The following is a 16,111-nucleotide window of genomic DNA, read 5'->3' as shown; positions in this document are numbered from 1 at the left end:
TTATCCTCATCGTTTCTTTATCCTCATCGTTTCTTTACATTTGATGCCAATTTGTTACCGTGTATGTAAAAATCCGGAAGAGGTGACAAATTCTCTGAATTTATTGGATTAGGAATCAAGGGTGGGTGCATTAAAGATCGCAGTGAAGTTCTCCCTCAAATTTCATGATTCTTTCCAGCAAATATGGAAACCAAATTATCAATGCTGTCTCGATTAGCTAAACAAGTTCACACTTCTTTCCCTGATTTTACAGGGGTTAAAGTCATTGCTATTTCCGTCGCGATCGTCACCGGCAGTATGCTGGGTTTACGGCAGTTGGGTGGATTTGAGGGTATGGATCTTTCCTTACATGATCGCATGGTACGGCTTCGCGATCGCCCGAACACAGATCCTCGCTTAGTCATTATCACCATTACCGAAGAAGATTTGCGATCGCTGCAAAAATGGCCGATTCCCGATGGTACTTTAGCGAAGGTTCTCGCCCGCTTACAATCTTTTCAACCTCGGGCGATCGGTTTGGATCTCTATCGCGACTTTCCCATCGAACCAGGTCACGCAGAACTTGTCGCACAATTGCAAAAACCCAATCTGATTACGATTCGCAGTATTGATATTCTAGCTGGGACTCCGCCTCCTTCCGCCTCGCCCCCCGAACAACACGGTTTTAATGATATCGCGATCGATCCCGATAGTGTTGCTCGTCGCAATCTCCTTTTTGCAGAATCCAAGGACAGTGGCAATTTATATTCTTTTTCCCTACGTCTAGCACTGTTATATCTTGCGGATTTAGGCATTGTCCCAGAAGCGAGTCAAGAATCTCCCGGATATATGCAGCTTGGAGATACAATTTTCTATCGTCTCAGTCCGACTTCAGGAGGGTATCGCAAGTTAGATGCGGCGGGATACCAAATCTTTTTAGAATATCGCACTGCCCAAAATCTCGCCCGAGAAATCACCCTAACCGATGTACTCTCGGAGGAAATCTCTCCCGACTGGATTAAAGACAAAATTGTTTTAATTGGTAGTAGCGCCACGAGTTTGCAAGATCGACTGCTGACTCCCTATAGTCCAACTTTGCCTGGAGATGGCAAAACACCAGGGGTTATCGTTCACGGGCAGATGATCAGTCAGATCCTCGATGCGGCGACGGGAGTACGGCCTTTGGTCTGGTTTTGGCCGGAATGGGCGGAAATTCTCTGGCTTTTGGGTTGGAGTCTCTGTGGGGGGTTAATTGGTTGGCAATTTCGCCATCCTCTTTTTTTGAGTATTGGTGTTGCGATGGGGTTAGGAGGTTTAGCAGGAAGTTGTTTCGCTTTAGTGACTCTATCGGGTTGGATTCCTTTGGCCGCACCTGCTTTAGGGTTTACTATTTCTGTTGCTGTTGTTGTCACCTATCAATCCTACGAAGACCATCGACGACAGCAAATCGTGATGAAGTTATTGGGACAAAATACATCTCCTGAAATTGCTGAGGCACTCTGGCGCGGGCGAGATAATCTGCTCAAGGCGGGAAAACTGCCGGGGGTAAAATTAACCGCAACTCTGCTCTTTTTGGATATTAAAGGGTTTAGTACGGTTTCTGAGAAAATGCCTCCCGAGGATTTACTGGATTGGTTAAATGAGATTTTGGGAGCCATTACTCAAGAAGTCCTCTCGCGAGACGGAATTGTTAATAAATTTACTGGTGATGGCGTGATGGCGGTTTTTGGCGTACCGATGTCTCGCTTGCTGAAGGCTGAAGTACAACTTGATGCCCAACATTCCGTTGAATGTGCTTTAGCGATTAGCGATCGCCTAGTAGATATCAATCAAATGTGCCGCGATCGCAATTTGCCGACGATTCAAATGCGAATTGGGATTTTTACAGGTCCTGTGATTGTTGGTTCTTTGGGGGGCAAGGATCGCTTGGAATATGGTGTTTTGGGAGATACTGTCAACACGGCGGCACGTCTCGAAGCCTGCGAAAAGGAGCGCCAAATTACCGGTTGTCGCATTCTCATTGCTAAAGAAACCCTCGTCCATCTTCAAGATATATATGAGGTTGAATCTTGGGGACCGATCGCCCTGAAGGGAAAACAACAACTGATTGATGTTTATCGCGTTATTGGTTTGCGTTGATCGCGATCGCCCTTCTAAATTCCCCTAGGCTGCCTGATGATAAATATTATTTTGGGCATCAGGATAGGACTCGTAGATATGTTGATAAACCTGCTCGCATTTTTTGTCAAAGCGTTCTGGAGTATAACTTTCGGGCAAATTCGCATCTAAGACTTGCTCGATCGCCACCTTGACTGAGGCTCTGGTTTGTTGCCGTTTTTGCCAATCAAGCACTAATTTTTCACGCTTTAGGATGGTTAGGAGTTCTTCTGCTCCTTTTTTGATGGTAGTTTTGTCTTTGTCGGTTAGTTCAAGGTCTGGATCCATGAGCAAATCGAAAAGGGCGAGTTTTTCTTCATCGAGATTTAAGGCGATCGCCCGTTGCTCCTCATTGTTCAATTCCTCGACAAGCTGGAGCAGTTGGTTGAGAAAGGCTTCGGCATTGCGGGTTTGGGCGTTGTAGTCGTCGATCATCTGCTGGAATTTGTCGTAATAATTTAAGCGGCTTTTGTTGAGTTTCACCATGTCCTCTAGTTTGGTGGCGATCGCCCCCATCATCACCCCCAGTATTACCACCATCCACCGGAAACCGAAACTTAACAAACCACTCCCGATAAAGCATCCTCGCCATTTCCTCTAAAATCTCGATGCGGCGGGTGTTGTTCTCAATTAGATCATCATAAGCCGATAAAATCCCCGCAATTTTTCGCTGTGTCGGTAGTGGGGGAAGAGGTACTTCTAAATTTGAAAGAATACTTTGATTTAAATTAGAAATATTTGTTCCATTTCCTTGAGATGAAAGAGTTTTTCTAATTAGAGAAGTCCTAAATAAGTAAGCATAAAATAGAGGATATACTTTACTAGACTCAAATCTCAACTTGATACTAAAAGCAGAATGAGCAATTTTTTCAGTACATTTATTAATAAATAAACTTCGCCCAATTAAATTACGATTTCCATTAGAGCGTACAAAAATAATATCGTTTTTTCTTAAAAGATTATCCTCTCGAATTATTCCATCAGGATTGATCTCTTCTAATTCATTAAAAGTCGCAAAACTATAATCCTAAAAATCTTTGACATTAATAACCTTTAATCCTTTACCAAAATTATCTTTACTGTAGTTAATTCCATTTCTAAACTTAGCTAACTCTCCAAGTTTTACCGTTTTCCATATAGTTTGCTTTGCCATGATTAAAAATTCAAAAGTTGAGCTAAATTTTCAGCGATGCGATTTTCTGGCATTTCGTTAATTATCCAAATTAAAATCTACAATTTTTTTCATTGGTAAAAATAGAGATAGAGGCGAATCGACTAAAGAAAGAAAACCATATTTTAGATAAAAACATTTTGCTCTTTCATTAATCACATCCACGAAAAAGCCTACAGTTCCAATTTCCTTAGAAATTCTGATTCCCCTTTTAAAAATATCAACCAATAATAACTCACCCAAACCCTCACCCTGAAATTGACAATCAACCGCTAACTTACCAATCTTAATCACAGGTAACGGATATCTAGGGAAACCCTTTTTCTCCTCAGTAGATAAACTCGTCTGTTGCAACTCAGCCATACTAATCGAATAATACCCAACAGGAACTTCTGGATGATCTTGATCGATCATCACCCAAGTTTTAGCAACTCCTTTCTTATGATTTTGTCCTGCATAACGCTGTAAATAATCATTTAACTCAGAGATACCACAATCAAAAGAAGAACGATTTAATTTAGAGTTTGTCACCTCATAAAATAACCACACCATTAATCATTTACCTCTTGCTGATAACGTTCAACTGCTGCAAATAAATTAGAATCAAGAGGAGAAGGATTATCAATCAAAGCTGTGACCTTTTCCCAATCCTGCGGTGACAAAAATACAGACTCATTAATCACTAAATCTTCAGAATCAAGTTCCTCCGTTTCCAAATCATGAACAAGAAATTTAATCACCTTTAACTTTTCATCCCGCGATAAACTATGCAATTGCGGCAATAATTCTGTAACAGTCATAAAAAAAGCTCCACTTCATTACTAACAATTTAACAACATCGCCACATTTTCAGCAATGCGATCCTCTAATTCTCGCCCTTCACTATTCAAAACCTCCAACTCCTCACTTAACACCTCCAAACTTTCCGTAAAATCAAAATCCTCCGCCTCCACCCGTTCTGTCACCCCCACATAACGCCCCGGATTCAAACTCCAGCCCTGCGCCTCAATCTCCGCAACAGTCGCGACCTTGCACAACCCCAACACATCCAAATAAACCCCATCAGGAAAAGATTCTACCAGCAAATCCCCACTACCCGCCAAACTTTCGATCGCTTCCCCCCGATAGAGCCGAACAATATTGGCAATAAATTCGATTTGAGCCTCGCTAAATTCCCGATGCGCCCGATCCACCTGCTCGAAAATATGCCGCGCATCAATAAATAAAACCCGATCCTTGCGAGATTCTGGCTTACCCCGATCCAAAAACCAGAGGGTACAAGGCAAAGTCACCGTATAGAAAAAATTAGAACCCACCGCCACCATCACATCCACCGCGCCAGCTTCAATCAACTTTTGCCGCACCAACAGTTCAGAACTCCGCGCATCACTGGCAGAATTCGCCATCACAAAACCCGCCCGCCCCTTCTCATTCAGAGCCGCATAAAACAACTCAATCCAGAGATAATTCGCATTGTCCACCGACGGCACACCGAAAGGATAACGGGGATCGCCGGCGATTTTTTCCCGATCCACCCCGTTTACATTAAACGGCGGATTTGCCATCACAAAATCAAACGCCCCCAGACAATCATGAATATCCTCGTAATAGGTATTCGAGACTTTGATATTTTTTAGCCCCGAAATCCCATGTACCGCCAAGTTCATCTGACAAAGTTTGACGTTACCCTCCACCTTTTCCTGACCATAAACACTAATCGCACTATTCACCGACTGTTGCGATCGCCTCTGAGAAAATAAAGCACTCTGAATAAACATTCCCCCCGCCCCACAAGCCGGATCGAGAATGCGTCCACGATCCGGCTCGATAATCTCTACAATCAACCGAACAATGGCGATCGGTGTAAAAAATTCGCCCCCCTTCTGCCCTTCCTTCTGGGAGAAATTCGCCAGGAAATATTGATAAATCTCCCCAAACGCATCCTCATGAATATCATCCAGCTTAAAATTTAGCGTTTTTAACAAACTCCGTAAAGTAGCCGACTCCAACCGCTTATAACTTGTCGGCAAAACCCCCTTCAGTTCCTCATTTGCCGCTTCGATCAGGGCGATCGCATCAGTTATTACCGCACCAATATCTTTTTTATCATCCTCTGGAAAATCCAAAAGAAACTGATACCGAGCCTCTGGAGGCAAATATAACGCCCCTTTCGCCTGATAATCCTTCGCCCCCACAGAACGCCGCCGACTCGACGTTTGACCCGCCAACTCCCGCTCAACCAACGCAAACACAAGATTTAGCTGTAAATCGTTATTATTCGCCAAATCTCACCTCAATATCCAAATCATTAATCAGGGCGATCGCCAATAACTGCGGAGAATAAAATTACGTCAGTTCGGGTTAAGAAATCTTCACTTGAGTAAAGCAAAAAAACAAGCAATTGTGCATCTTTCTCAAGCGTCACAGTAGGTAAAATTAAAACAAAATCTAGGAACTTTTCTGTTTTTGAAACGACAAAAGAAACACGCAACAAAAATGAATTGAGGGTTTTAAAAATGCAACGACTATTAATCAAAAGCGCGATCGCGATCGCCGCAATCTCTACTGCTTTATTCTCAGCCAATGCCGCATTTGCCGGACAAGACAACAAGCCTGGAACAGATGCCACTTATATTGGCGCGGGGGTTTCTGCGGGCGTAACCAATGGGGGACAAACTGGGGATGCTGCTACTTTTGGGGGCAATATTCAAGGACGTTTTGCGGTTCCCGAAGCCCCAGTTTCCGTCAGAGGGGCAATTCTCTTTAGCGATGAAACCAGCGCCCTGATGCCCATCGTTTCTTACGATATTCCTATTACGAATAACGCTAATGTTTACGTGGGCGGTGGCTATTCTTTTGTGGAAGCAGACGGACAACCCACCCCATTGGGCAATCGTAACTCGGTTGTTCTCACCGCCGGGGCTGAGGCACAATTTGGAGATAGCATCATCGTTTATGGCGATACGAAATGGGGGATCGATGCTTATCAAAACAGTTCCGCCGATGCCCTTAGTTTTCAAGGCGGTGTAGGGTACAAATTCTAGCTTAAGGAATCGTAAACTAGAAAGTGCGATCGCACCCTCGCTGAGTTGGTATAATAGGGAGTCTAAAAACGCCAGAATGCTTAAGGTTTTCTGGCGTTTCCCTACCAAAACGATCGCCATAATTTAATTTCCTATGGTTCAAACACCTACCGCCCCTGCCAAAGTTTCTAAACTGGAGGGCATTAAAGAACGCAGTAATTGTTTACGCGAACCCCTAGCGACAGAACTGTTAAACGATTCCACCCATTTCAGCGAAGATGCCATTCAAATCCTGAAATTTCACGGTTCCTATCAACAGGATAATCGGGATAATCGGGTCAAAGGGCAAGAAAAAGACTATCAGATGATGTTGCGAACCCGCAGCCCTGGCGGTTACATCCCCCCAGAACTTTACTTAACTTTAGATCGCTTGGCGGATGAATACGGCAATCATACCTTGAGAATCACTACCCGCCAAGGGTTTCAAGTTCACGGTATTCTCAAAAAGAATTTAAAAGCCACCATCAGCGCGATCGTTCACAATTTAGGATCGACTTTGGGTGCCTGCGGCGATCTCAATCGTAACGTCATGGCACCTCCAGCCCCCTACAAAAACCGCCCTGAATATGTATTGGCGCAAGAATATGCTAATAAAATCGCCGATTTGCTAACACCGCAAACTGGGGCATATTACGAGATTTGGTTGGATGGAGAAAAAGTCATCAGTGGGGAAGAAGCCCCAGAAGTAAAGGCAGCCAGGCAGCGCAATGGCAATGGGACGATCTTCCACGATAAAGAAGAACCTATTTACGGCACCCAGTATATGCCCCGTAAGTTCAAATGTAGCGTTACGGTACCGGGGGATAATTCTATTGACCTCTATACCCAAGATGTGAGTTTTGTGGTCATGACAGACGAAGAAGGGGAATTGCAAGGCTTTAATGTCTTTGCTGGGGGAGGAATGGGAAGAACCCATAATAAGGAAGAAACCTTTGCACGGATGGCGGACGAGATCGGCTATATTGCCAAGGAAGATGTTTACGATCTGCTTAAAGCTATTGTTGCCACTCAACGGGACTATGGCGATCGCGTTCAACGCCGTCATGCGAGAATGAAATATCTCCTCAATGATTGGGGGGTAGACAAGTTTAAAGCACAGGTTGAGAAATATTTTGGTAAAACTATCGAACCGTTGAAACCTTTGCCGGCATGGAAATATGAGGATTTTTTAGGCTGGCACGAACAGGGGGATGGTAAGTTATTCTTGGGCGTTTCTGTCGAAAACGGTCGGGTCAAAGATGAAGGAGAATTCCGCTTAAAAGCAGCTTTAAAGGAAATTGTAGAGACTTTTAATATTCCCATGCTGCTGACGGCCAACCATAATATTACCCTGTACGAAATTGCTCCAGAAGCGCGGGAAAAAATTGAGAGTATTTTGGTGCAGAATGGTGTCATTGTCGATCCTGGTGCGATCGCGCCTCTCGTTCGTTATTCAATGGCTTGTCCCGCTTTACCCACCTGCGGTTTAGCGATTACGGAGTCAGAACGGGCATTACCAAGCATTTTAGACCGCATTCAAGCCCTATTAAAGAAATTAGGCATGGGAGACGAGGCGATCGTTATTCGCATGACGGGATGCCCCAATGGTTGCGCCCGCCCCTATATGGCAGAATTAGGGTTTGTGGGTAGTGCGCCAAAAGCCTATCAGATTTGGTTGGGAGGAAGCCCCAATCAAACTACTTTAGCGCGGCCTTTTGTGCAGAAAATGCCCATAGATGATTTAGAAACTTTCCTCGAACCTTTATTTGTTTATTTTAAAACAGAACGAAAACCGGGGGAAAGTTTTGGGATTTTCTGCGATCGCGTCGGTTTTGAAGCCTTACGAGAGTATGGGGAAAATTACCAGCCAGCGCCCCAGCCGATTAAATCCCGTCGTCCCCAAGGGCGTAAAATTCGCTATCGGGTGGGAATTTATGACGAGATTTACGATCGCATCAAAGTCGCAGCCAAAGAAAAGAATGTTTCCATGACTCAGCTTGTGGGGGATGCGTTAGAGAAATATCTCGCCGATCTTTAAAACCTAAAAATAGCTGGTAACTAATAAAAAATCCCTCTAGTGGTAAACTAGGGGGATTTTTAAAGAGTTGGTTCACCGCTTCGCCGTTTTACCTCAGTTTTTGACCTGGGCAAACCCAGGTGGGTGTCGTGCCTGCTGCATAAAGTTTCCGAGTACAAGCTCGGTTTACTGCCGCGCAAACGATTAAGGACTCCCTTATTATCAAAGCATAGATCTAAAAACAATATTGGCAGTCACCAACGTTGCAGCCGAACCAACTCTATTTTAGTCAATTTTGCCGGAAAGAGGAACAAAGAAGCAAAATAAAAAAATGCGATCGCGAGATGCTCCATTCTGTTTTAAAATCCGCTATACTAAATAACTGTCGAAAAAATTAACTCGGGGGCGTGGCGGAATGGTAGACGCTGCGGACTTAAAATCCGTTGACCTTTATCGGTCGTGAGAGTTCAAGTCTCTCCGCCCCCATTGTTTTATCTAACCTTGACATCTCCCCGCTTTAAAAAGACGGGGATTCTGTGGGTTTTGTCTACTTTTTTGGCGAGAATTGGGATTGTTGCGACTAACTCAGAAAGCGATCGCACCTCAAGATTTTCCTGACGGCCATCTACCGAGGGAGAAGTCCCTGTTACTATAGGGATGTTTCTGCACTCTCAACGGATTACAGGTCAGATCGGCCTTACTAATCGATAAGATATGGAAATTCTTTGCACTCGTCCAGGCTGTCATACTAAAAACACTTTTGCTGATCTCGACGATGGCGATCGCCTCCAAACCATTCAACAAAAGTATTGCAATCATTGCGGAATGCCCTTAATCTTGGGAGCGAGATATCTTCCCGTTAAACTCTTGGGTCAAGGGGGTTTTGGAACCGCCTTTCTCGCCCGCGATCGCTTCACCACCAGCCTCAGAGAGTGCGTTGTCAAACAATTTCAACCCACGGGAGATCTTTCTCCCCAACAACTCCAAATCGCTCAAAAACTGTTTGAGAGAGAAGCCGCCGTACTTGAAGAATTAGGCAATGAACACAAACAAATCCCTTATTCCTACGCTTATTTTCCCATTGTAGTCCCCCGTTCGGGAAGTCAAAAAGATGAACAATTTTTCTATTTAGTACAGCAGTTCATCGACGGGAAAGATTTAGAACAGGAACAAGAAGAAAAAGGCGTTTATAGTGAAGTAGAAGTTCTAGAAGTTCTGCAAGCCATTCTAGGGGTTCTTGAATTCATCCACACCGAAAATGTGATTCATCGCGACATCAAACCCTCGAATATTATGCGATCGCGCACAGATGGACGCTTATATTTACTTGATTTTGGAGCCGTTAAGCAAATTACCGCCACCGTTGGGACTCCCCACGGGCGATCGACGGGGATCTACTCGATAGGGTTTGCTCCTCCGGAACAAATGCAGGCCTCACAAGTGTTTCCTGCGACGGACTTGTATGCTTTGGCTGCAACCTGTTTGGTGCTGCTGACAAATAAACCCCCAGAAGAGTTATTCGACACTTATAACAATTGTTGGGACTGGCGATCGCACGCCCCTCAAGTTAGCGATGGGTTAGCGGATATTCTCGATAAAATGCTGCGTCCCGTCCCTCGCGATCGCTTCTCCTCAGCCCGAGAAGTGTTGGAGGCGATCGCCTCTTTAAACTCTTTCTCATCCAGTCCTATTGCACCTCCTATTGCATCTCCTCCCATCCCAACGCAACCCAAACCCACTACAGTGCAAGGGAGTACCTCACCTCCTCCCATTCCGCAAACTTCTCCCTCTCCCTTACCCATTCAACAAGTACCACCACCATCTCCTCCTCCCCAAACCTCCGTTTCTCAACCTCCTCAAGGTGGCGGACAAGTTACCCCGAAAGGTCGTTCTCGCCAGGGTTTATCCACAGTAGAAATCATTTCCAGTGCTGCATTTACGGGCTTTGAAGGGGCGTTATTATGGATGGCCTTAACAAGTATCCTTCAGGCAATTAACCCCATCAGTATTGGCTTATTGGGCATGAGTTTGGGGGGACTCGTCTATGCACAATTTCGGCACATTATTGAAAAATGGGACTTGGCGATTTTAGGGGGAATTACCTTTGGGTTAGTTGCATTTATTGGTTTTTTTCACCGCAATGCAGGGTTACAAAGTCTTTTACAATCTTTTATTCAACCGCAATTTCTCGGTATTTTCTTTTTAGCACTGTTTGCAGGTGCAGCCAGTGTCGCCATTACAACACTCTTTCTCTTGATTTATAAAACTCTCTCCAAAATGCTTTAATTGATCGCGATTGGCTCTCATCAGTTTGAGACTCCGAAAAAAATTAACCTGATAGGTTGGAGTCTCCGCGAAAAAAAGCTACAACAGAGATATATTAAATTGTTGGTTATTAGGAACAGAGTGTCACTAATAAAGAACAAATGAACGAATAACAAGAATAAATTAGCGAAAATGGAATCTCTATCCTACACTTACTCTACGGTTGCCTTTGAACGCGAAACTAACTCAGCAAACCCAGAAGGATATGATCTTTTTCTGCCGTTATTGCGACTGCAAGGGAAAAATCTTTTTAAAGTTTGTTTGGCGATCGCGCTACTTTCGAGTTTATGGGGAGAGCCAGCATTTGCATTATTAAAGAAAGGCGATCGCAATTCAGAAGTCAAGGATATACAACAACAATTGCAACGTCAGGGCTACTTTCCTGGACCCGTGACGGGATATTATGGCAGTATTACTCAAGAAGCTGTCATGCGCTTTCAACAAGCCAAGGGATTGAGTGCGGATGGTGTTGTGGGAGTACAAACCCAAAGCAAATTACAGGATAATTCTAAAGGTTCTTTCTCTACTTTTACGCCAACAACTTCAGTGGGAAAAGGAGTGATTAAGCGCGGAGAGCAAAGCGATCGCGTTAAGAAACTACAATTAACTTTACGAGAACAAGGCTATTTTGTCGGTCCTGCGACGGGATATTATGGCAGTGTTACGGAAACTAATGTGAGGCGTTTTCAGCGCGATCGCGGTTTAAAGGCAGATGGGATAGCTGGAATAAAAACACAACAGGCTTTAAGGGGTTCAGCTAATGTTACCGCCTCAAACTCTCGCAATAATGGCAATCATTTAAAGCCCTTCATTTCTAAAACTGAAACTTATCAGTTTTCTGAACCTTCTTCTGAGGCTTTTACTGAACCTTCTTCTGAGGCTTTTACTGAACCTTCTTCTGAGGCTTTTACTGAACCTTCTTCTGAGGCTTTTACTGAATCTTCTTTACAATCTTTTGTTGAGTCTTCTTCTGAAACTTTTAGCGACTCTTTTACTGAAACTGCTTCCGAACCTCTGACGCAGCAACCAAAAATACAGAAAATGAGCCTACAAAAAACAATATATGGCAATATTGCGCCTAAGTCCATCGTTCATTCGGGACAAGGTTTATTTTTTGCTCAAAATATGATGTACGCCCATACCATTACAGTGTACGATCGCGGTTACAATTTAGTCGCAACAATTCCCGATGCGATCGAACTGGATAAATACGGGTATTCGCAATATCAAGGCATCTATCGAGGCTCCCCCGTAGAAGCAAGTTTTTCCAATAATGGTCGTTATGCTTGGGTTTCCAACTATCAGATGTATGGGAAAGAATTCAAAAATCCAGGAGATGATAAATGCAGTCCAAAACAGGAGAAAGATAATAGTTTTTTATATCGCATTGATACCGATCGCTTCACCATTGATCGCGCTATTGAAGTCGGTTCTATTCCCAAATATGTGGCCACAACACCCGACGATCGCTTTGTTTTAGTTAGTAATTGGTGCAGTTACGATCTTAGTGTTGTAGACAGTCAGCAAAGTCGGGAAATACAAAGAATTAAACTCGGTGCTTATCCTCGGGGAATTGTCGTCGATCGCGCTGGAGAATGGGCTTATGTTGCAGTGATGGGATCTTTTGATATTGCCAAAATTAATTTACAAGATTTTTCCGTAGGTTGGTTAAAAAATGTTGGTAATGCACCTCGAAATCTCAATATCGATCCCAATGGTGAATATTTATATGTTAGTTTGAATGGCGAACAAAAAGTCGCAAAAATTGATTTACAAACAGGAGAAGTTGTTGCCAAAGTTTCTACAGGAAAAGCCCCTCGCAGTACAGTTTTATCCGATGATGGAGAGTTTTTATATGTTGTTAACTACCACTCCGACACATTGAGCAAAATTCGCACCCGAGATTTTCAAGTAGTTGAAACCGTAAAAACCCACGATAAACCCATTGGTATCACCTACGATCCCCAAAGCGATCGCGTTTGGGTATCTTGTTATTCCGGCAGTATTATGATCTTCTCTGGTTGATCACCGCTCAATTCTCTACTCCCAAAGACAATAGGACTACCCCACATCTGGGTATAAACGTTAAGTTTTGTGTATTTTTATATACAAACCCATCGGAAATAAAGTAAATGTTAAGACATAATAGAAACTAGAAAATATAAAAAAGTTATGCAGGAGAACTCAGTGAAAATCCTCTTAGTTGAGGATAATCCTGCAGAGGCTAGACTGCTACAAGAGTTATTCAGGGATGTAGAAGCAAGTCAGTTTAGCTTTTGTTGTGCCAAGCGCTTGCAGGAGGCTCTCTCTTATGTTGAAGTGGAGAGATTTGATGTTATTTTTTTAGATTTGACCCTTCCCGATAGTCAAGGCCTGGAATCCCTTAACCCCTTGCTGAAAAAAGTGCCTTATTTGCCGATTGTGGTGTTAAGTAATACTGACGATGAGGAATTGGCTGTAGAAGCGGTGCGTCAAGGCGCTCAAGATTATTTAGTCAAGCGCTATATCAATCGTGAGGTATTAGTGCGCTCTTTGCGTTATGCTATTGAACGCAAGCAAACCTCAGAAGCGTTGCAAAAGGCAAAAGAGGAGTTAGAAATGCGCGTTTTGGAGCGCACGGCGGAACTTGCTCTTGCCAATACTGCCCTCAAACAGGAAATTTGCGATCGCCAGCAAATCGAACAAGCATTATTACAAGAAAAAGAACTCGCGCAAATCACCTTGCACTCTATTGGCGATGCAGTTATTACCACAGACGCAGAGGGCAGAATTCAATCCTTAAACCCCGTGGCTCAAACTCTGACGGGATGGAGTGAAGAGGAAGCTAGAGATCGTCCCTTGCAGAAGGTATTGTGGTTATTCGATACCGCAACGGGATCTCCCATCGAAGATCCCATTACAAGGGTTTTAAACCGAGGCAATACCCTCGAACCCTCCAACCGAATGCTCTTGAGGGCAAGTGATTCTCAAGAATTTATCATTGAATATTCTGCGGCTCCGATTCGTTTAGAATGCGATCGCATCGTGGGTGCCGTGTTAGTTTGTCGTGATGTCACCTACTCTCACAATCTCGCCAGCCAGCTATCTTGGCAAGCCAGCCATGATGCTTTAACTGGACTAGCCAACCGAAGGGAATTCGAGAGCAACTTACAACAAATCCTCCTAGAAGCCAAGCAGGGACAACAGGAACACGTTCTTTGCTATCTTGACTTAGATCGCTTCAAAATCGTCAACGATACCCAAGGTCATGCAGCCGGAGATCAACTTTTGCGCCAAATTGCCGATCTCTTGCAAGACCAACTTCGCTCTACTGACATTTTGGCGCGTTTGGGTGGCGATGAATTTGCCATTTTGTTCACCTATTGCTCCCTGGTTAAAGGACAACAAATGGCTGCACGATTGATCGAGACGATTAAGGCCTTTCGTTTTCGCTGGCGAGAAAAAACCTTTAGCGTCGGTGCTAGTGTTGGCTTGGTTGCAATCGATCGCCAGGTTGAAAGTGGGGCAAAACTCCTCAGTTGGGCTGATGCGGCTATGTATGCGGCCAAAGATCGCGGCGGTAATCGGACTTATGTTTATGAAAACGGCGATCGCGACCTCGAGCAGCGTCAAGGGGATATGCAATGGGTATCGCGAATTATTAAAGCACTCGAAGATGATCTTTTTTGCCTCTACGCGCAACCTATTGCTGACTCGAGAAAAGAGAATGCTTTTCATTACGAATTATTACTCCGAATGAAGGACGATCGCGGACGGGTGATCACCCCAGGTGTCTTTATTGCGGCGGCGGAACGTTACAATCTGATGCCGGAAATCGATCGCTGGGTAGTGCGAAAATTATTTTCTACTCTATCTGCTCATTTTCCCAGGAATCCTTCGGATCGAGGGGCTTTATCAAATTGGTATGCCGTTAATTTATCGGCTTTGAGTCTTAACGATGAAGGGTTTTTTGAGTTTTTACAACAGCAATTTGCTTATTATCAAATTCCACCAGAAGCGATCTGTTTTGAAATTACGGAAACGGCGGCGATCGCCAATTTAAGTAAAGCGGCTAAGTTTATTCGCAAGCTGAAGAAATTGGGGTGTTCTTTTGCCCTAGATGATTTTGGTAGTGGGATGTCTTCTTTTACCTATCTGAAAAATTTACCTGTTGACTATCTCAAAATTGACGGTCATTTTGTCAAGAATTTAGACAGCGATCCGGTTAATTTCGCTATGATTGAAGCGATTAATCGCATCGGTCATCTTATGGGTTTAAAAACCATTGCTGAATTTGTGGAAAATGATGCTATCCGAGAACAGATTATCGCGATCGGTGTGGATTATGTGCAAGGATATAGCATTGCTAAACCGCACCCTTTTGAATTGACTTTAATTCCAGCGATGTCAGGTTTTGATGTGGCATAATATTAGGTATTTGTTATTTTTTGTTAAATCAATGAAAGCCAGCTATAGCCTGAGTCAATTTATCTGATTATTATGTATAGCAAACTAAAATGACTGCAAATACACAGTCGGCCTTAGCAAAATTACTCTGCGGAAACTTAGTTTCTGATGGAGGATCTGTTGATGAAGTACTAAATCATTTATCAACTTCACGAGCAATGAAATCAAGAGGAAGAGGAACAAGATATAGTTTAAATCTTTGCACTTTATTGGAAAAAATTCCTGGAGCTAGAGTTACTAATGAAATTTACATTGGATGGTTAAATGAGAAAAACGAGAAAAATGAACCTTTAGAATTGCATAAAACAAGTGAATTGTTTCGGATTCAACTACCAGAATTACTTGGGTGCGGGGAAATGCTAATTTTAAATAGTGATATTAGCGTCCTAAAAAAATCTAAGGCCTATCCTTATGGACTCACAGAACATAAAGTTAACATCCTAAAATCTGCCAATTATCATACTGTTACTGAATTAGCAGAAGCTAGCGATGATGCTTTATTAGGATTGGGTGAAATAGGGGAAGAAACTTTAAAGAGGATTCGTAGTACTGTTGCTCAAGCTATTTGGATGTAGATATTCCTGTCATTGTAAGTGGCGATCGCCATTAATGTGAGTCGTGATTATTAGGCGATCGCCTCAATCGTCTATCTGTTAAAGGGTTTACGGTATTGCGATCGCTGGTTAATTTTTTGCAAAATTACGACATAAATGTTATGCTTGACGTAAAACATAAAGAATCCTTAATGGCTTTGCCAAGTAACCGTTTTGAGGCACTAGGTCGATTATCACTAAAGGAGAAAACAACTATGGCAAAACCCGCAATTCACCCTGGCGAAATCTTATCTGATGAACTAAAAGAACTTGGAATTAGCGCATCAGAACTAGCGCGATCGCTCCATATACCCACAAATCGGATTACGCAAATTATCAAAGGGCAAAGAGGTATTACTGC

General features: G+C 43.4%; 14 protein-coding genes, 1 tRNA gene, 1 other RNA gene and 1 pseudogene. 9 read left to right on the top strand and 8 right to left on the bottom strand.

What is annotated here, in order from left to right:
* Positions 1 to 183: 183 nt before the first annotated feature.
* Positions 184 to 2,118 (top strand): adenylate/guanylate cyclase domain-containing protein, encoded by a 1,935-nt coding sequence (locus JUI58_RS23300; protein WP_239121670.1) that lies wholly within the window; start codon positions 184 to 186, stop codon positions 2,116 to 2,118.
* 24 nt (positions 2,119 to 2,142) lie between these two features.
* On the opposite strand, the gene JUI58_RS23295 is transcribed toward JUI58_RS23300, so the two are convergent.
* The 7 genes and pseudogenes from JUI58_RS23295 to JUI58_RS23270 form a co-directional block, all read right to left on the bottom strand.
* Entirely contained in the window at positions 2,143 to 2,676 is a 534-nt protein-coding gene (locus JUI58_RS23295; RefSeq protein WP_204106243.1) for a type I restriction enzyme endonuclease domain-containing protein, read from the bottom strand.
* Between the two features lie 67 nt (positions 2,677 to 2,743).
* Positions 2,744 to 3,109: pseudogene (locus JUI58_RS28280) on the bottom strand (restriction endonuclease subunit S); the annotation flags it as partial.
* A 54-nt stretch (positions 3,110 to 3,163) separates the two neighbouring features.
* Entirely contained in the window at positions 3,164 to 3,289 is a 126-nt protein-coding gene (locus JUI58_RS27165) for a hypothetical protein (protein ID WP_275414392.1), read from the bottom strand.
* 57 nt (positions 3,290 to 3,346) lie between these two features.
* Complete coding sequence (locus JUI58_RS23285) at positions 3,347 to 3,859, bottom strand: GNAT family N-acetyltransferase (RefSeq protein ID WP_204106242.1); 513 nt, start codon at positions 3,857 to 3,859, stop codon at positions 3,347 to 3,349.
* Positions 3,859 to 4,107, bottom strand: coding sequence for a hypothetical protein (locus tag JUI58_RS23280; RefSeq protein WP_204106241.1), 249 nt, complete (start codon positions 4,105 to 4,107; stop codon positions 3,859 to 3,861). Before JUI58_RS23280 ends, JUI58_RS23285 begins: the two co-directional genes overlap by 1 nt.
* Positions 4,108 to 4,128: 21 nt before the next feature.
* A complete protein-coding gene (locus JUI58_RS23275; RefSeq protein WP_204106240.1) occupies positions 4,129 to 5,559 on the bottom strand; it encodes a class I SAM-dependent DNA methyltransferase in 1,431 nt (476 codons plus the stop codon).
* A gap of 56 nt (positions 5,560 to 5,615) precedes the next feature.
* Positions 5,616 to 5,798 carry a hypothetical protein gene (locus JUI58_RS23270; protein ID WP_204106239.1) on the bottom strand — a complete coding sequence of 61 codons (183 nt, stop codon included), beginning with the start codon at positions 5,796 to 5,798 and terminating at the stop codon, positions 5,616 to 5,618.
* 25 nt (positions 5,799 to 5,823) lie between these two features.
* Between JUI58_RS23270 and JUI58_RS23265 the strand changes: the two genes are divergently transcribed.
* Together JUI58_RS23265 and sir are read left to right on the top strand one after the other, a co-directional pair.
* The gene (locus JUI58_RS23265) at positions 5,824 to 6,351 is read left to right on the top strand and encodes a hypothetical protein (RefSeq protein ID WP_204106238.1); all 528 of its coding nucleotides are present in this window, start codon (positions 5,824 to 5,826) and stop codon (positions 6,349 to 6,351) included.
* A gap of 133 nt (positions 6,352 to 6,484) precedes the next feature.
* Positions 6,485 to 8,407 carry a sulfite reductase, ferredoxin dependent gene (gene sir / locus JUI58_RS23260; RefSeq protein ID WP_204106237.1) on the top strand — a complete coding sequence of 641 codons (1,923 nt, stop codon included), beginning with the start codon at positions 6,485 to 6,487 and terminating at the stop codon, positions 8,405 to 8,407.
* Between the two features lie 69 nt (positions 8,408 to 8,476).
* Here the strand turns inward: sir and ssrS are convergent.
* Positions 8,477 to 8,661, bottom strand: a non-coding RNA gene (ssrS, locus tag JUI58_RS23255) — 6S RNA.
* A 126-nt stretch (positions 8,662 to 8,787) separates the two neighbouring features.
* On the opposite strand from ssrS, the gene JUI58_RS23250 reads away from it, so the two are divergent.
* The 6 genes from JUI58_RS23250 to JUI58_RS28275 all read left to right on the top strand — a co-directional run.
* A tRNA-Leu gene (locus JUI58_RS23250) sits at positions 8,788 to 8,872 on the top strand.
* 228 nt (positions 8,873 to 9,100) lie between these two features.
* The gene (locus JUI58_RS23245; RefSeq protein WP_204106236.1) at positions 9,101 to 10,672 is read left to right on the top strand and encodes a serine/threonine-protein kinase; all 1,572 of its coding nucleotides are present in this window, start codon (positions 9,101 to 9,103) and stop codon (positions 10,670 to 10,672) included.
* A gap of 171 nt (positions 10,673 to 10,843) precedes the next feature.
* The gene (locus JUI58_RS23240; protein ID WP_204106235.1) at positions 10,844 to 12,736 is read left to right on the top strand and encodes a peptidoglycan-binding protein; all 1,893 of its coding nucleotides are present in this window, start codon (positions 10,844 to 10,846) and stop codon (positions 12,734 to 12,736) included.
* Positions 12,737 to 12,883: 147 nt separating this feature from the next.
* Positions 12,884 to 15,118, top strand: a complete 2,235-nt coding sequence (locus JUI58_RS23235) for a GGDEF domain-containing response regulator (RefSeq protein ID WP_204106234.1) — start codon at positions 12,884 to 12,886, stop codon at positions 15,116 to 15,118.
* 89 nt (positions 15,119 to 15,207) lie between these two features.
* On the top strand, positions 15,208 to 15,732 hold the full coding sequence (locus tag JUI58_RS23230; RefSeq protein ID WP_204106233.1) for a helix-hairpin-helix domain-containing protein: 525 nt from the start codon (positions 15,208 to 15,210) through the stop codon (positions 15,730 to 15,732).
* 233 nt (positions 15,733 to 15,965) lie between these two features.
* The coding region (locus tag JUI58_RS28275) for a helix-turn-helix domain-containing protein (protein WP_348539960.1) at positions 15,966 to 16,111 on the top strand (146 nt) is incomplete at its 3' end.

It is taken from the genome of Spirulina sp. CCY15215 (assembly GCF_016888125.1).
Lineage (GTDB): Bacteria > Cyanobacteriota > Cyanobacteriia > Cyanobacteriales > Spirulinaceae > CCY15215.
This window is presented reverse-complemented; position numbering and strand designations above follow the sequence as displayed.